The organism is Pelagibacterium halotolerans, from assembly GCF_044811015.1.
GTDB lineage: Bacteria > Pseudomonadota > Alphaproteobacteria > Rhizobiales > Devosiaceae > Pelagibacterium > Pelagibacterium halotolerans_A.
The window spans coordinates 152,870-169,123 of record NZ_CP085243.1 but is presented as its reverse complement, the minus strand read 5'-3'; the positions used below and the strand labels follow the sequence as shown (position 1 = coordinate 169,123).

At 59.4% G+C, this 16,254-nt stretch carries 9 protein-coding genes and 1 pseudogene; 2 read left to right on the top strand and 8 right to left on the bottom strand.

Annotation, left to right across the window (positions count from 1 at the left end):
• The first annotated feature begins 43 nt into the window (after window positions 1-43).
• Together LG281_RS00895 and LG281_RS00890 are read left to right on the top strand one after the other, a co-directional pair.
• Window positions 44-505, top strand: coding sequence for an ABC transporter substrate-binding protein (locus LG281_RS00895; protein ID WP_404403455.1), 462 nt, complete (start codon window positions 44-46; stop codon window positions 503-505).
• A gap of 29 nt (window positions 506-534) precedes the next feature.
• Window positions 535-864, top strand: coding sequence for a hypothetical protein (locus LG281_RS00890; protein WP_404403453.1), 330 nt, complete (start codon window positions 535-537; stop codon window positions 862-864).
• 220 nt (window positions 865-1,084) lie between these two features.
• On the opposite strand, the gene LG281_RS00885 is transcribed toward LG281_RS00890, so the two are convergent.
• The 8 genes and pseudogenes from LG281_RS00885 to LG281_RS00850 all read right to left on the bottom strand — a co-directional run bounded on the left by LG281_RS00885 (window position 1,085) and on the right by LG281_RS00850 (window position 15,289).
• A complete protein-coding gene (locus LG281_RS00885) occupies window positions 1,085-3,988 on the bottom strand; it encodes a hypothetical protein (RefSeq protein ID WP_404403451.1) in 2,904 nt (967 codons plus the stop codon).
• A 28-nt stretch (window positions 3,989-4,016) separates the two neighbouring features.
• Window positions 4,017-4,268 carry a hypothetical protein gene (locus LG281_RS00880; protein WP_404403449.1) on the bottom strand — a complete coding sequence of 84 codons (252 nt, stop codon included), beginning with the start codon at window positions 4,266-4,268 and terminating at the stop codon, window positions 4,017-4,019.
• Window positions 4,269-4,762: 494 nt separating this feature from the next.
• Complete coding sequence (locus LG281_RS00875) at window positions 4,763-6,034, bottom strand: HlyD family type I secretion periplasmic adaptor subunit (protein WP_404406572.1); 1,272 nt, start codon at window positions 6,032-6,034, stop codon at window positions 4,763-4,765.
• 29 nt (window positions 6,035-6,063) lie between these two features.
• Window positions 6,064-7,837 (bottom strand): annotated as a pseudogene (locus LG281_RS00870) (type I secretion system permease/ATPase).
• Window positions 7,838-7,852: 15 nt separating this feature from the next.
• Entirely contained in the window at window positions 7,853-13,132 is a 5,280-nt protein-coding gene (locus LG281_RS00865) for a polymorphic toxin-type HINT domain-containing protein (protein WP_404403447.1), read from the bottom strand.
• Between the two features lie 447 nt (window positions 13,133-13,579).
• Window positions 13,580-14,334, bottom strand: a protein-coding gene (locus tag LG281_RS00860) for an IS5 family transposase (protein WP_404400528.1) whose coding sequence is annotated in 2 segments (ribosomal slippage) — window positions 13,580-14,001 and window positions 14,001-14,334 — 756 coding nt in all. Because the reading frame shifts where the segments join, the coding sequence is not laid out codon by codon here.
• A 43-nt stretch (window positions 14,335-14,377) separates the two neighbouring features.
• Window positions 14,378-14,749, bottom strand: coding sequence for a hypothetical protein (locus LG281_RS00855; RefSeq protein WP_404403445.1), 372 nt, complete (start codon window positions 14,747-14,749; stop codon window positions 14,378-14,380).
• A 15-nt stretch (window positions 14,750-14,764) separates the two neighbouring features.
• A complete protein-coding gene (locus LG281_RS00850; protein ID WP_404403443.1) occupies window positions 14,765-15,289 on the bottom strand; it encodes a hypothetical protein in 525 nt (174 codons plus the stop codon).
• Between the last annotated feature and the right edge of the window lie 965 nt (window positions 15,290-16,254).

Below are 16,254 nucleotides of genomic sequence, written 5' to 3'. Positions count from 1 at the left end.
TGGAATGTGCCAATCTCATGCCCGTCCGACTGACCATTGAAACATGTCCCTGAAGCATCTGCTCTCCGTCGCGGCGGTGGCTCTTGCGAGCACGGCAAGCCAGGCGGCAGAAGTCACCCACAAGCTCGGCACGACCGAGGTTCCCGACAATCCCCAGCGCGTGACCGTGCTTGAATACAGCTTTATCGACGCGCTTGCCGCAATGGGCGTCGCACCGGTGGGCATTGCCGACGATAACAACCAGGAGAACGTTATCCCCGCCTATACCGATGCCATCGGGGACGAATGGGTTTCGGTTGGCGCGCGCAAAGCGCCGAACTTCGAAGTTATGGCTTCCCTGCAGCCGGATCTGATTATTGCCGACACCTCCCGACATGCCGAAGTCTACGAGGCCATGTCCGAGATCGCCCCACAATCGTACTCGACAGCATCACCGGTGACTATTTCGATGGACTGGAATCGGTCGCGGTTATCGGCGAAGCCCTCGGCAAGTCCGAAGAAATGACTGCGCGCATTGCCGAACACGAAGCCACCATGGCTGACTTGGTCGGCCAGATGGGCGGAGCCGAGGCGCTTTCGGCACAGTTCGGCGTCGCCAACGCCGACGCCCTTTTCCTCCATAGCCCATCCTCTTATATCGGGTCTACCCCGATCCTGCGGCAGGTACGCCCGTGGCCACGCCACGGCCTCGGATATCTACCGCATCGAACTGGCTTCGTGCGGCCCAATAGCGAGGCAAGGGTTCTGCGCTACTCCGCTGGCACCGTCCGCCTGTGCGTCAGACGGCACCGAATGACAGCCTGCAAGGCTTTCGGCATCCCGCGCATAGAGCGAACTACACAGAGCGGAAAATGGAGCGGGTGAAGGGAATCGGGCCCAATGATAATACATTGTATTTACGAGGTTTTCTCGTCTACATGCAACGAGAAATGGCAAATTGATACGCGTTCTGTATCACAGTTCGCAAGCAAGAGACGATTGACTTTCACCACGCTAAAAGACGCCCGGAAAATGCCTGTTTCATAGCAACGCGTGGACTGCAAGGGCGCTCGTAGTGACGCCCCTGCAGAAAGTGCTAAGTGAGTCAGGCGACAAATCGGAAGTCGTCGGCCGACAATTGTGACAACCCGACGCCGTAGAGAATGACGAGATCGCCATCGTCGAGGTGGAGCCAGCTGTTGCCGCCCCACTCCTCTGCATTGGCCATCAGATACTCGAACGTCGATGCGCTCTGGCCGTGTAGCTCGATGACGTCGCCGTCGGCGGTTCCGCCGTGGGCTTCGAAGTCTCCGATACCATCTTCGCCCGTGCCTGATCCGAAGACGAAGGTGTCGTTACCCTCGCCGCCGAGGAGCCAATCGTCGCCGGCGCCACCCTCAAGAAGGTCGTTTCCAGAATCGCCGGAAAGCGTGTCTGCGCCATCCAGCCCTCGGATCGTATCATTCCCGGCCCCCCCATAGAGGCTGTCGTCCTTGACGCTGCCCAGGATGTCGTCGTCGCCCGATGAACCATCCACGGTTATCCCTTCGCCATCCGGATAGAGGAAGTCGATAATGTCTTGCTTGGTCCAGGTGTTGCCAAACCCGTCCTCTATAGTTTCGACACCGAAATCACCATCGGAGCGCAATTGGTCCTTGATGACAATGGACCCTCCGTCCCCTGCCCCCGGCGCACTCTCGTAAATCTCGATGAGAAGATCCGCACCGATGGCGGTAATATGGGTCTCTGTGGTTCCGTTGACGCCGTTGACTACGAGCTCATCGGCGGCTCCCTGACCCGCTCCCTCCACAAGCACGTCGTGACCGCCGCCCCTGTTGTAGACGTAGACGTCGTTTCCGCCCCCGCCGGCAAGCGCATTGTCGTCAAGACTGCCGATCAGCATATCGTTGCCGGCACCACCAATAGCATTTTCAATACTAACAAGAATGTCATTGTCGATCTCAACGCCCGACGCGACTCCGCGAGCTAGGTCAACAGTAATCCCGGCGCTGGTACTGGTGAAAGTCACCGTGTCTGAGCCATCGCCGCCATCATAGTAATCCGCACCCTGCCCGTGACCCGCGACGATCGTGTCGCCGCCACCATAAGCGTAGACCGCGTCATTGCCATTCCCGGCATAGAGGACGTCGGCATCATCCGAGCCATACATCCGATCATTGAGGTCAAGCGACTTGTCCGGGTCTAGATTGAGGGCGGAGAACGCGCCTATGACAAACACATCATAAGCCCCGTGCGTGGCTGTCATCAGGAGCATTTTGCCATAGTCCTGCGATGTCACCAGTTCACCTCGAACCGAAACATCTGACCGCTCGCCACCAAAGGTTATGACATTGACAGTTCCAAGTTCGTAACAACCGTCGACAATCGGTGCCTCGGCGAGGTCCTCAGCGGTGATGGTAAGGGTATCGCAAAGCGTATCATTCCTCGTAATCTGGAAGTGGGCTGTAAAGTCATTGTCACTATCGTAGACGAAATCGACGGACGATAGTGCCTCCTTTGACCATGTATAGGCAAACCGGGACGAACTCGAGGAAAGATAAACATCATGACCGGCCCCGCCCCTAAGTTCGTCGCGAGAGCCATCGTCCCATTCGCTATGATTTTGCGCAAGATCAAGATTGTCAAGAAAGGACGCCTTGTCGATCATACGATGATCAGTACCATCCTTAAGGCTGCCGCCAATGATGAGGTCGTCTTCCACTCCACCATTGATCTTGTCGGCACCCGTACCACCCATCAAGAACCCGGCCCCTTCGGAGTTTGGCGAGCCAATTTGCGTGTCGCCATAGATTATGTCGTCACCATCCCCACCGTCGATTGTGTCTGCACCGGTGCCGCCGATCAGCTTGTCGTCCCCATCCTGACCGAGAATCGTGTCGTCTCCCCACCCTCCACTGACATAGTCGTTTCCAGCACCTGCATAGATCCAGTCGAAGCCGCCGTTCTGGTCCTTGCCATAGACGTCGTCGCCAAAAAGGCGATCATCGGCGCCGGTACCTATAATGTCGTCACTGCCGACACCGCCGATGATACATGCGCCGTTTCCACTGCTGCTTGAAAGCTGCTCAATTCCGTCACTCGTGCCGATGATAATCTCCAGGCCATTCGCATTGGCCTCGGACGGGGCACCACCAATCCCGAGTTGCTTGAAGGCAACGTTTATGTCTTCCAGGTTGCCGTCATAGTCAAAAATCTTCAGGCGAAGTGTGCTGTCTTCCATCGCTATCAGAACATCTTTGGCCTGATGGTCGATAATCTGGGAGCCATTTGTCACGTCGGGCTTGGCTGGATCGGGCACCCAGCTCTTAAATTCACTTTCGGTTGTACCCATCGCTTGCGCCATGCGGAGCATCAGATTGCCCTCCAGAACACGATAGGTTGTGCCCCCCGTGGCGCCGCTGACGATCTCGATCGTGTCGCCTGGAACCGCAGAAGCATAGTCCACCAAACCCTTCAGTGCCGCCTCGTAGTTCGCTTCGGACAGATTGTCGTATAGCGCGCCGGCAATGATGGTGCCGTCCCTGGATATCTGAACATCTACATCCTGTTGCCCAAAGAACGCTTCAACGGCTTCACTGATGCCAACTGCGTCGTCTATCGCATCCCAAACAAGCGCACCTGCGACAGCGGCCCCGACGTTAATCACAACCCCCAGCCAGGCGGGTGCAGTCGCCGCGCCAAGTACTGCGCTCGCAACTAAGGTGGCCGCCCAGGCTATCACGTCCGCCATGCCTTGCCCTCCTGCGTGGTCAAAGACGAATTTTGCGCCGTTCACCCACCAATCATCACCGTCAAAAGAAATGTTGAACGCAAGCTGTATCGTTTCAGCGCCACCAATATTCCGAATTGAAAAATTCAATGCACGAGATGACCCGGCGCCATCCTGAAATATTTCTTCTGCAACGCCATCAATAAGCGGCGCAACAAGTTCCTCAAGCTCTCCCTGCGTCGGCTTTCTATTTCCATCGCAGTAAACGGGATCACCCATTCAGATTCACCTTTAGCTTTTGATTTTTCTATAGAAAATTATATTTTATCACCGCAAACAACGCCAGCTCGACCGCGAGCGCGGAATAGGCGACAATCTTTATCCGCCAGTATCTGACAGCCGCCCATCTTGGGCAGAGAGGATGATTGACGTCGATCACTGTCGCCATCATGAACGTCCCGACGGACCACGCAAACCCCTTGCGAAAACCATCCGCCTCGTTAGCGATTTTTCTACTGAAGTAGAACAAGGCCGCGCTCGTGAGAAGAAACGCCGCCATATTTAACCCGATCAGAATCCGAACAAGCAGTGAAATGGTAGCCCCCATTTTATTTGTAATATGGACATGAAACTGTACAACACCATAGTTACGGCAAGCGGCGGTGCCTATGTCTGCTCTGCATAAGCACCTTCAACGGAATCCATCCTCGCCTATGGACTGTTCGCCCAGATGATCCGACGAGCCATTTCTGACTATCGGATACCCACGACAATCGCAGCGGGTTGCAAAGCTCAGAGCAATCCAGGAGAACAGCCTTTAATGTCATGCTTGCATCAAACCGAACGTCCAACGCCAGAAAACCGGTCCCGGTGCCTCTGCCGATCTCACTAAAGCACCACTTGAGAGATATGGTTAAGGCTCAATCAAACTTGCGTAAGTATCGTTTGTCGAATTTCGCGCTTTTCGGCCAACATGTTACGCATTTCGGACAATGCGGCGGGATGCAGATCGCGAGAACGAGCCGCACCCAATAAATTAGCGGCGTCAGCACCTCACTCCTCCCGGAACGCCCGGGCGATTTGGTCGGTCAGCGGTTTGGTGAGGTAAGTCAGCGCTGTGCGTTCGCCGGTTTCGATGAACGCCTCGGCCGGCATGCCCGGCAGGAGCGATACACCGTCGAGGCGGGCGATCTCATCGGAAGGGATCGCGATCCGCACGGCATAGAAGCTCATACCCGTCTGCGCGTCGGCCGAAAGATCTGCCCCGACGCGGACGACTAGCCCACCGATTTCGGGCGTCGTGCGTTGGTTGAGCGCGGAGAGCCGCAGTTTCGCCGTCTGCCCCACCTGCACCTGATCGATGTCTTGCGGTTGGATTCGCGCGTCGACCACGAGGTCGTCGTTGAGCGGGACAATGACCATCAGCGGCTCACCGGCCGCGACGACGGCCCCGGGGGCGTGGATGGCGAGTTCGTGGACGATGCCGGTTTGCGGCGCGGTGATCGCGATGCGCCGTAGCTGTTCTTCCGCCGCCACGCGTTCTTCGGAAAGTTCGGCGATCTGCGACTGGACCTCGGCAATCTCGTTGGCCACCTCGCCTTGCAGCGTGCTGGTGATCTGCAGGATTTGCAGCCGCGCTTCGGCGATCTGTCCCTCGATGCCAGCGATCTGCGCGAGCAGCACGCCGTGCTGCTCGTTGAGCCCGACCAGTTCGCGCTCGAGCGCATTGACGCGCGAGAGCGATACGAGATTGTTGGCGTAGAGATTGCGCAGGCCCTCGAGTTCGGTTTCGACAAGCGCTACGTCCTGGAGCTTGCTGTCGACCTGCAATTGGAGACCTTCAATCTCCAGTTCGTACTGGGCAATGCGCTGTTCGAGCAGGTTCGCTTCGCCGTCCCGGATTGCCCTGCGCGCATCAAAGAGACTCCGCTCGATGGCGAGGAGCGGTGCGATGTCGGCCTCGCCTGCCTCTGTGAAGCCCTCGGGCAGCGACACGGTCCCGGCACCGGTCTGCTCTGCGATCAGGCGCGCGTGCCGCACGGCCAACTCATCGAGCCTTTTGGTGACGATCGCAAGGTTCGATCGGGTTTCCGTGTCGTCGAGCCGGACCAGAACATCGCCGGCTTCGACATGATCGCCGTTCTCGACGGCAATCTCGGCAACGATCCCACCCGCCACGTGCTGCACCGGTTTGACGTCAGTATCGACGACAATCGTGCCCGGCGCCACCACGGCGCCCGAAAGCGGCGCTGTTGCCGCCCAGCCGCCGACGCCGAGCACGAGGACGGCCACAACCGCCAAACCGACCAATAAGTGACGGCGCATTGAACGGCGAACGGGAGAGGTTTCCGCCATCAGGTTTCCGCCACGATCTTGGGACGGGCAGCGGGCGAAGAACTGTTGGGTTGCGGTTGCTGGAGGACGGACTTGAGCACCTCGTCCCGTGGCCCGAACGCCCTCACGGCACCGTCCTGCAGCATCAGCACCTGGTCGACGCTTTGGATCGCGCTTGGGCGATGGGCGATGGGCGATGACGATGGCGATCCCCTCGCGTTCGCGCACCGCGGCAATAGCGCGCGACAGCGCCGCTTCGCCCTGGCTGTCGAGATTGGAGTTGGGTTCGTCGAGCACCACCAGGAACGGATCGCGATAGAGCGCACGCGCGAGCCCCAGCCGTTGGCGCTGCCCCGCCGAGAGCGCCGAGCCGCCATCGCCGATCTGGGTCTCGTACCCCTCGGGGAGGCGCAGGATCATCTCGTGGATGTCGGCCGCTTTTGCCGCCGCGATGACGGCCTTGGCGTCGGGTGCATCCTCAAGGCGGGCGATATTGTCCGCGATGGTGCCTGAGAACAACTCGACGGCCTGCGGCAGATAGCCGATATGCGGACCCAACGCCAACGCATCCCACTGGTCCAAGGCCGCGCCATCCAGGCGCACCTTGCCACGCGCGGACGGCCACACACCGACAATGGCCCGGGCCAGGGAGGATTTGCCCGACGCGCTGGGCCCGATGATTCCCAACGCCTGCCCCGCCTTGAGCGAGAAGGTTACCTCCCGCACCGCCATCGCCTTGCTTCCCGGCGGCACCACGCTGACGCTTTCGACGGCAAGCGACGCCTTGGGCTCCGGCAGGCTCATCGGCGGGGCAGCAGCGGGAAACTCCGCCAGCAGCGTCTTGAGCCGCGCCCAACTCTGGCGGGCCGACGCGAACGCCTTCGAGTGCGCGATCGCCAGTTCCACCGGCGCCAGCGCGCGCGACATCATGATCGAGGCCGCGATCATGACGCCGGGCGACACCTCCTGCAGGATGGCGAGCCACGCGCCCGCCGCCAGAATGGTGGACTGCAGCACCATGCGCATCACGCGCGAGGCCGCCCCCATGCCGCCGGTGACATCGCTCGCGCGCCGCTGCGCCGCCAGATAGTCGCCATTGGCCTTCTGGAACCGCATGTCGAGGCGAGCCGAAAGCCCCATCGCCCGGATCACCTCGGCGTTGCGCCGTCCGGTCTCGGCGACCGTGTTGCGCGCGGCCAAGGCCTTGGACGCATCCTTGGACGGCGCGCGGCCGAGAAATTCAGTCAGAACGGTGAGCGCCGCGAGGATCGCCGCCCCGCCCAGCGCCACGAGGCCGATCACCGGATGGAAGACAAAACAGATCGCAAGATAGAGCGGCATCCACGGCAAATCGAAAAACGCCGTCGGCCCCATACCGCCGATATAGCTGCGCACCTGATCGAGATCCCGCAGCACCTGCAGGCTGTCGCCGTTGGCCTTGGCGCGCAACGGCAATTGCAGGATGATCTCATGCACGCGTGGGCTGAGCGGCTCGTCCAGCGCGCCGCCGATACGGGTGAGCAAGCGCAACCTGATGCCGTCGAGCACGCCCTGGAAGACATAGAGCGAACCGGCCAGGATCGCGAGACCGACGAGCGTGGGCAGGCTGCCGCTCGCGAGCACGCGATCATAGACCTGCAGCATGAAGAACGAGCCGGTCAGCATCAGGATGTTGACCACGCCCGAGATCATGCCCACGCCCACCAACGCGCCGCGGCACGCGCCGAGCGCCGCCGCAAGTTCGGATTGCGGCGGCGCTTTGGCGCTTCGTATCGATGTCGCCCCCGACGTCATCCTGTCTGCGCGCGGTTACGCGGCGAACCGGAAGTCGTCGGCCGAGAGCTGTGAGAGCCCGACGTCGTGGACGATGATGAGCCCGCCATCGTCGAGGTGGAGCCAGCTGTTGCCGCCCCATTCCTCGGCGTTGGCCATCAACGCCTCGAAAGTCGAGACGCTCTGGCCGTGTAGCTCGATGACGTCGCCATCAGCGCTTCCGCCATGGGCTTCGAAGTCGCCGATCCCGTCTTCGCCCGAGCCCGGCGCAAAAACGAAGGTGTCGTTGCCATTGCCACCGACCAGCCAGTCATCGCCCGCGCCACCGTCGATGGTGTCATCGCCATCATCGCCGACGAGCGTGTCGTTGCCCCCGTTGCCGACCAACACGTCGTCGCCGTCGCCGCTATGGAACACATCATTCTGTGCTGTTCCAACGAAGACCTCGTGTTCCCACGTACCCCAGATGGTCAGGCCGCCTTCACTGTTCCCATAGAGAAGCTGGAAGATGTCGGCTTTGCTCCAGGCATTGCCGTCGCCATCAACCAATGTCTCGACACCGTAGTCTCCAGACATATTCAGAAAATCCTTGACCAGAACCGACCCACCATCGCTCCCACCAGGGGTGGACGGATCAATCTGGATCAGAAGGTCTTTGCCCGATGCGGTTATGACCGTTTGGGTGTAGCCGTTTACACCTTCCACACGGAGGGTATCAGCATCACCATCGCTGGCCCCATCGACGATGACATCATGACCGTCTCCTCGGTTGTAAACGAAGGTGTCGTCACCGGCACCACCGGTCAGCCAGTCGTCGCCATCGCCGCCGACCAGCCAGTCATCGCCGTCGCCGCCTTCAACCACGTCACAGCCACCCTCGGCGATGAGATCATCGTTGCCGCCGCCGCCAATAAGGAGGTCATTGCCATCGCCGCCATGGTAGGAATCGGCTTGGGCGGTGCCGACGAACGTGTCGTCGTCCCACGTGCCCCACATGTCCAATCCGCCCTGGCTGTTGCCGTACAACTGCTGGAAAACGTCACTCTTTGTCCAGACGTTGTTATCACCATCGATGATCGTCTCCACGCCGTAGTCGCCAGCCATATTGAGGTAGTCCTTGATCAGGATCGAACCTCCGTCGCCCGCGCCAGACGATGTCTCATAGATTTCGATCAACAGGTCATGGCCCTGGGCGTGAAAACAGGTCTGGGTGATTCCATTTACGCCGTGAACCTTGAGCACATCGCCGTTGCCGTCGGATGCGCCATCGATGATGATATCGTCGCCGTCGCCACGGTAATAATTATAAGTGTCGTTTCCGGCTCCACCCGCGAGAATATCGTCGCCAGCTCCGCCTTCCAGACGATCCGCGCCGACACCGCCGGAAAGCGCGTTTTCGCATGCGTTGCCGACGATCAAATTGTCCAGATCGTTCCCGGTGCCGTTCAGCGCTCCACCGGCCAGGGTCAGGTTCTCGACATTGGCCCCGAGCGCGTAGTCGAGGCTGGATACCACGGTATCGACGCCTTCGTCCGCGTTCTCGCAGACGACGTCACCGGCATCATCGACGACATAGGTATCGTCGCCCGCGCCGCCCGACATCTGGTCGGCGCCGGCGCCACCGTCGAGCACATTGGCCGCGCTGTTGCCGATCAGAACGTTATCAAGCGCATTGCCGGTTCCATCGATCGCGTCGGTGCCGGTCAACGTCAGGCGCTCGACATTGTCCGCGAGCGTATAGGACACTGTGGCTTCGACGAGATCGTCGCCCGCGCCCGCTGCTTCGACGATGACATCGCCGGCGTCGTCGACCCGGTAGGTATCGTCGCCGTCGCCACCGGCCATGGTGTCCGCTCCCGCGCCGCCGTCGAGCAAATTGTCGCCGCCAGCTGCCGTGAGCGTGTCGTTGCCCTCATCGCCATGAAGGTCGCCGCCCCACCCCAGGAGTGTGAGCGCATCGTCCCCCGCGCCGCCGAAGAGCACGGCCCAGTCGAGATGGGCGATGAAGGTGTCGGCATGGGCCGAGCCGCGCAACGCTTCGATGTCCACGTAGCAGTCGCCCTCGGCGTCGCCCGTGCTCAGCGAGAGATCGCGCGTGTCGATCAACACACCGGCTGCCGCGGTTTCGTAGGAGGCGATGTCGAAGCCCCAGCCGCCGTCGAGCGTATCCGCCCCCGCACCGCCGATCAGCACGTCATCCCCGGCACCGGCGTCGATCTCATCGATCCCGGCGCCACCATCGATCACGTCGTTGCCGTCGCCTGCCTTGGCGTAATCGTTCCCGGCGCCCAGCAGCAGCGTATCGTTGCCCTCGTACCCGAACACGGAATCGTCGCCCGCGCCGCCGTCGAGCAGGTCGTCACCACAATCGGCCCAGAGGCTGTCATTGCCGTCGCCGCCGTGGATCTCGACGTCGACGCCCTTCGCGGTGAGCAGATCGTCTCCGGCACCGCCATCGAGAATGGCGTTGTCCTCGACCATGATCAGTTCGTCGTCATGGGCAGAGCCGCGCACGCCCTCGATACCGGTATAGGTATCGCCAGCGGCATCACCGGTATTGCTCGCCATGTCGCCGGTATGGACACGCACGCCCGATGCAGCGGTCTCATAGGACGCCATGTCGACGCCCGCGCCGCCGTCGAGCGTATCCGCGCCCGAACCGCCGATGAGCACGTCGTCACCCGCGCCGCCGTTGAGAACGTCGTTGCCGGCGCCGCCATCGAGCGTGTTGGCGGCATCCGACCCGGTGAGGGTGTCGTCAAACGCGGTCCCGATGACATTCTCGACATCGCTCAGCGTATCGCCCCCGGCGTCGCCGCCCGCGCCGGTGCCGGCGGCGAGATCGACCGTGATGGCCGCCGCGGATGCCGAATAGTCCACCGTATCGACGCCATCGCCGCCGTCGAGCGTATCCGCGCCCGCGCCGCCGACGAACCAATCGTTGCCGCCGCCGCCCGAGAGCAGATCGTCACCGGCGCCACCATCGAGCGTATCGTCGCCGAACCCGGCCCAGATGCGGTCGTTGCCCACTCCGCCATCAATGATGTCATTGCCCGTACCGGCAAGGATATCGTCATTGCCGTCGCCACCGGTGATGGTGTCGTCCCCCGCGCCCGAAAGGATGGTGTCGTCGCCGACGGTTCCGGCCATGGCCTCTGCCGCCTCCGTGCCCAGGAGCGCCGCGGCGAGCGCGATGCTCGTGCCGTCGGCGAAGGTCAGCCGTTCGATGCGATGGTTAGCCAGGAGGCCGTTCTGCGCGACCGCCACGGCGTTGGCCGTTTCGGTGCCGTCGCCGTCGAAATCGTCGTGCAGCGTAACGATGAGATCGTCGCCGCGAGCCCGCGCGCTGACCTCGTCGGCGGTGACGGTGCCGGCGAAGCGGATCACGTCATCGCTGCCGCCATCGACAAGCGCGCGTGTCGTCGTGGTGCGCGTGCCGTAGACGGCGGTCGCGCCGTCATAGCCGGCGAGGTACCGCTCTTCGGTGACGGTGGTCTCGATATCGTAGTCGTAGATGACCGCGCCCGCGTCGCCGAAGGCGATGACATAGGTGTCGTTGCCACCGCCGCCGAGCAGCGTGTCGTTGCCCTGGCCGCCCGACAGGATATCGTCTCCGCCTTCGCCGCGCAGTTCGTCGTCGCCGTCGAGGCCCTGCAGGGCATTGGCCCCACCGTCGCCCGCCAGCGTATCGGCGAACTCCGACCCGACAGCGTTCTCAAACCCGGAGATCTGGTCGCCCTCGGCCGAGCCGCCGGAAACGGTGTTGGTTGCCAGATCGACCGAAACACCGGCGGCGGAGTCCTTGTAAGACACCGTATCAACGCCGGCGCCGCCGTCGAGCGTATCCGCGCCCGCGCCGCCGACGATCAGGTCGTGCCCGGCATTGCCCGAGATGGTGTCGTTGCCATCGCCGCCTTCGAGAAGGTCGTTGGCCGAGCCGCCGGTCAAAACGTCGTCGCCGCCGAAACCGTAGAAATACATGCTTTCTGAAGCACCGGCACCACTGAAAGCGTCCGCCGCATCCGCACCAGTGGCTTTGGTGCCATGTGAAAACGAGACTGTTACGCCGGTAGTATCGATGACAAGGTAGGCATCTGGCACGTTTTCCGCACGAATCGTGGCCCCGCCATCGGCCAGCCGTACGCTGGACGCAGAAATCTCCAAGCTTGCGTCGGCAAAAGAGCCAGCTTGGCCATCAGCATTCGTAAAGGTTCCAGTGCCATGGCTCATGGCCCCATTCCCCAGATCCCGCTCAACGCCATCGCTGGAGAGCACGATGGACGTAATGCCCATATCGTCAAGGCTGAGGAATTCTCCGTCATCCGTCACGCCGTCCTGATTGATGTCTTGCCAGACGCCGAACTTGCTCCATTCGGCGTCGGCGCTCGTCAGCATGCCATCACCATTGCTGTCGAACGCAACCAGGCCCTCCAGGTCGGTCTGTGCACCATCAACATACTGCGTGAAGGAAATCTCGGTGCCGTCATTGACCACGCCGTCGAGATTGGCGTCGTAGGCGAGCACACCGTCTCCGGCTTCCATCCAACTCACGGCATGCATGAAGCCGTCGCCGACAATGTCGAACATCACTGCATTGGGGCTGTCCGTCCCGGTGAATGCAAACCCGTCGCCGTCCAGATCGAAGATGATCGGATCCACCTTGGCATTGTGAACCCGGAACCCACCGGCCACGTAGGTATGCAGGCGCTCCACCGTAAAATTGTAGACAGTATGGCGCCCTGGCACCGCCGAAATCGCGGCGATCATATGATGCGCGCCATCTTCCCGAATAATCACATCGCCAGGCTTTAGCAAACCTGCCGCTTTGAATTCACCATCGGCCCCAAGAAACGGATGCTCTCTTGTCGTTTTGACGCCATCAATATCCAACACCTCGTGACCGTGATGAACAAAAACATCAATGACGGTCGACGGTTCTAGCTCCCCCACCCCGTCGAACGCCATCACGACATCGCCCAAAACTACCGCTTCGATCGGTTTCCTCGATCCGCCCCCCATAAGGATAGCAGTTCCTGCAACGAAGCACCCTGCTCCGGGTCCATCGCCCCAAGTCCCCCCGTCTTCGGTGACACCGCCGGTTCCGCTTCCGCTATCTCCACCGCCACTGTCTCCACCGGAATCACCGCCGGTGCTCCCGCCCGTATCACCGCCACTTGAGCCACCTCCCGTACTTCCGCCATCGCCGCTTCCCGTGCCGCCCTCGGTGCCGCCGCCACCCGACGATGCATCGTCATCATCGTCGTCACCTCCACTACTACCAGACCCGCTACCCGAATCGGACGGCGTCGGACTCAATTCGTCAGCGGAATAGCCACCGTCAATAACTTCCTCGATCGTCGGAACAACTTCCTCGTCAACGGAGTAGTAAAAATCGTCTATTTGATCAACGTAAGATGTATTGTCAAAGACAGGCGATGAAAATGCATAACTTGTTTCATTGACATAAATTTCATCGAAATCGGGAAGCGCATCGACACCAGCGTGTGCTAAAGTATCATCAATGTCATAATTTTCATCATGAATACCCCAATCTTCGCGTGGCTCATCGTCTGATGATATAGGGTTATTTAACCCATTTCCGTTTCCAGGTAGCCACAAACCCAGCAAGGATCCGTCGATCGCCACTGCCTGTCCTGTTGGCGCCGACAACCCGGCCGCTGCAAGTGCGGCTGCTCCAAAACTATTGCTATTCTGGCTCAGGGGACGGTATTCATACCCCGCTCTAGGCTCAGGACTCATTGATCAGAGCCAGAAGATGACGGCTGCTGCGATGCAGATGGCCGAGAAGAAGGTGTGGGCGCATCGGTCGTAGCGGGTTGCGATGCGCCTCCAGTCCTTGAGCTTTGCGAAAAGGTTCTCGACCTTGTGGCGCTGACGGTAGAGCGCCTTGTTGTAGTCATACGGGACCTTGCGGTTGCGGCTCGAGGGAATACAGGGCTCGATGCCTCGTGCTTGAAGTTCCTGGCGGAACCAGGCGCTGTCGTAGCCGCGATCGGCGATCAGATGGGAGGCCGGCGGCAAGGCGTCGAGCACGAGGCGGGCGCCCGTGTGATCGCTCATCTGGCCTTCCGACAGGAGCAGGATGATCGGCCGACCTTCACCGTCGCAAACGGTGTGGAGCTTCGAGTTCAGTCCGCCCTTTGTTCGCCCGATGCGACGGGGAACAGCCCCTTTTTGAGCAGGCTCGCCGCGGTGCGGTGAGCCTTGAGATGCGTCGCGTCGATCATGATGCGCTCGGGTTTTGGCCCTTTGCCGGCGAGCCCGGCGAAGATGCGGTCGAAGACACCCATCCGGCTCCAGCGGATGAAACGGTTGTAGAGCGTCTTGTGCGGCCCGTAGCCGGCCGGCGCATCCTTCCACTGCAAACCGTTGCGGATCACATAGACGATGCCGCTCACAACCCGTCGGTCATCGACCCGCGGCACCCCATGCGACAGCGGAAAGAACGGAGATATCCGCGCCATCTGGCGCTCGCTCAGCAAAAACAAATCACCCATCAAGGCCTCCTGTTGGAAGCCGTGAATCACATCTCAAACGAAATTAATAGGTCCTGAGCCTAGAAACTTGGTACGCATAGTTGACTATTGCCTCCCATTGACTGCTCAGGTCCGCACCCTGCGCGATATCTTCGACAGGATTATCCAAGTCATTCGGACCCGCCTCACGGATGTAGACTTCTATTTGCCCAAATTTAGAATCTTGGTTATCAATATGGGCATTTATACCTTCAGTTCCCAATAACGCAAGAAACTTTGGAAACGTATGATTATATTTTATTTCCGGCCCGGCCTCGACAACATGATGACTTCCTTCATCATCAATATAATTAAGAACAACATGATGGGCAACCTCGCGCCCAGTATACGGAATCCCGACTGCAACAGAATAACTAACGTAAATCTTCTCAGACAACAATACCCCTCCCGCTTACAGATGTTTCTTAACTTTTACGTACGCACTTTTAATATAGTTAATTTCGGTGTCATAAGAAAACCCTATCTGAAACCCACCATGGTCGAGCACGGAGACCAGATACTTTCCGTTCTCTATCGTCGCAATGTCAGAACCCAAAACTTCCGCGCAATTCGCGATGTCGGCATGATAGTTCTCTAAATATCCGTTCATTTTATTGGCAATTTCAGACAACACCGCCGCACTCTTCTCACCATCGTCAATTTCTTGAATTACTTCCAGAAGCACATTACAGATCACGGATGCCCCTTCATCGACATAAATCATAGCTATATCGGTTACCTCACCATCACTTATTGATGAAGTGTTATACTGTTCGCCTCCTGAGAGCAAAGAACGTGATCTGGCAAGCGTGTTTGCACCAACGATAATCAGAATGATTGCAGCAACCAACAACGCTAATGAACGCACTAAGTGTCCCCAGCCGGCTAGCCCGCGCCCCCTCTGTCCTGCATGCCTACTCTGCCTAAGCAATTTCAAAGGAATCCATCCTTTAGCTATGGGACTGTTCGCTTAGATGTTCCGCCGAGGTATTTGTGAATATCGGATACCCAAGCCCCAGCACCATCGAAGCGGTAGCAAAGCCTAGGGCAATCCACGCGTATCGACGCTCTCGGAGAATAGCCTTGCGTGTCATGCTTGCCCCCCCAAAAAACGAACGCCCGACGCCAGAGAAACCACCCCGGTGCCTCCGGCCGATTTCACTGAATCAGCCCTTTGGAATCATGGTTAAGGCACAATCAAACTTGCGTAAACCGCCGCCTGTCGAATTTTGCGCTTTTCGGCCAGCATGTTACGCATTTCGGATAGTTGCGTCCGTGCGCCAAAAACGCAGGTGTTGCCTTCCGGAAAGGCGTGGCCGGGCATCGCGGTTCAGGATTCGTACGTTATGTCATGAGTGGCATATCGTTCCCAATCGGACGCTATCGCACCAGCAATTCCGCCCTCTGGATATCTCTTGGCCGTCCGCAGAGCCTTGCGATCCGGGCGAGCTCTGCGCGGGCCCGTAAACGGGTCAGTTATATTTATAATCGCCCCCATATTTTCACTCCATATTTCAAAAATTGCGCCCGAAAATGTAAAGTTTGTCAGCACTATGCGTTATCACGTATAACGAACCACGCAGTGTACGCCCAATAGAAACACTGAACGCGGTATCATTGAGCACATCCATGTATAAATCGCGCCAACTTACTATATATTCTCCATTCCTATATGTTGGAGCAAAATCATGGTCGTGGAGATTCGTTGTCATGCAACTTCGAGCGTCGGATAGAACTTCCAGTAACACCTCGTTTAGAGGGGCGCCTATCAATCTCACAACTTCGGAAAATGACTTTTCGTCGAAATGCACGAGATCGCCGAATGCAATTGTACGCACCTCTTCCGCTGATATTAGAGGGCGCATCGGCTCAACGGTCGACTTGGCATAGACAGAGTACTCT

Coding starts and splice junctions, on each gene's coding strand:
- LG281_RS00885 (WP_404403451.1), bottom strand. CDS start 3,988: ATGGGTGATCCCGTTTACTGCGATGGAAATAGAAAGCCGACGCAGGGA.
- LG281_RS00875 (WP_404406572.1), bottom strand. CDS start 6,034: ATGCGCCGTCACTTATTGGTCGGTTTGGCGGTTGTGGCCGTCCTCGTG.
- LG281_RS00880 (WP_404403449.1), bottom strand. CDS start 4,268: ATGGCGGCGTTTCTTCTCACGAGCGCGGCCTTGTTCTACTTCAGTAGA.
- LG281_RS00890 (WP_404403453.1), top strand. CDS start 535: ATGGCTGACTTGGTCGGCCAGATGGGCGGAGCCGAGGCGCTTTCGGCA.
- LG281_RS00895 (WP_404403455.1), top strand. CDS start 44: ATGTCCCTGAAGCATCTGCTCTCCGTCGCGGCGGTGGCTCTTGCGAGC.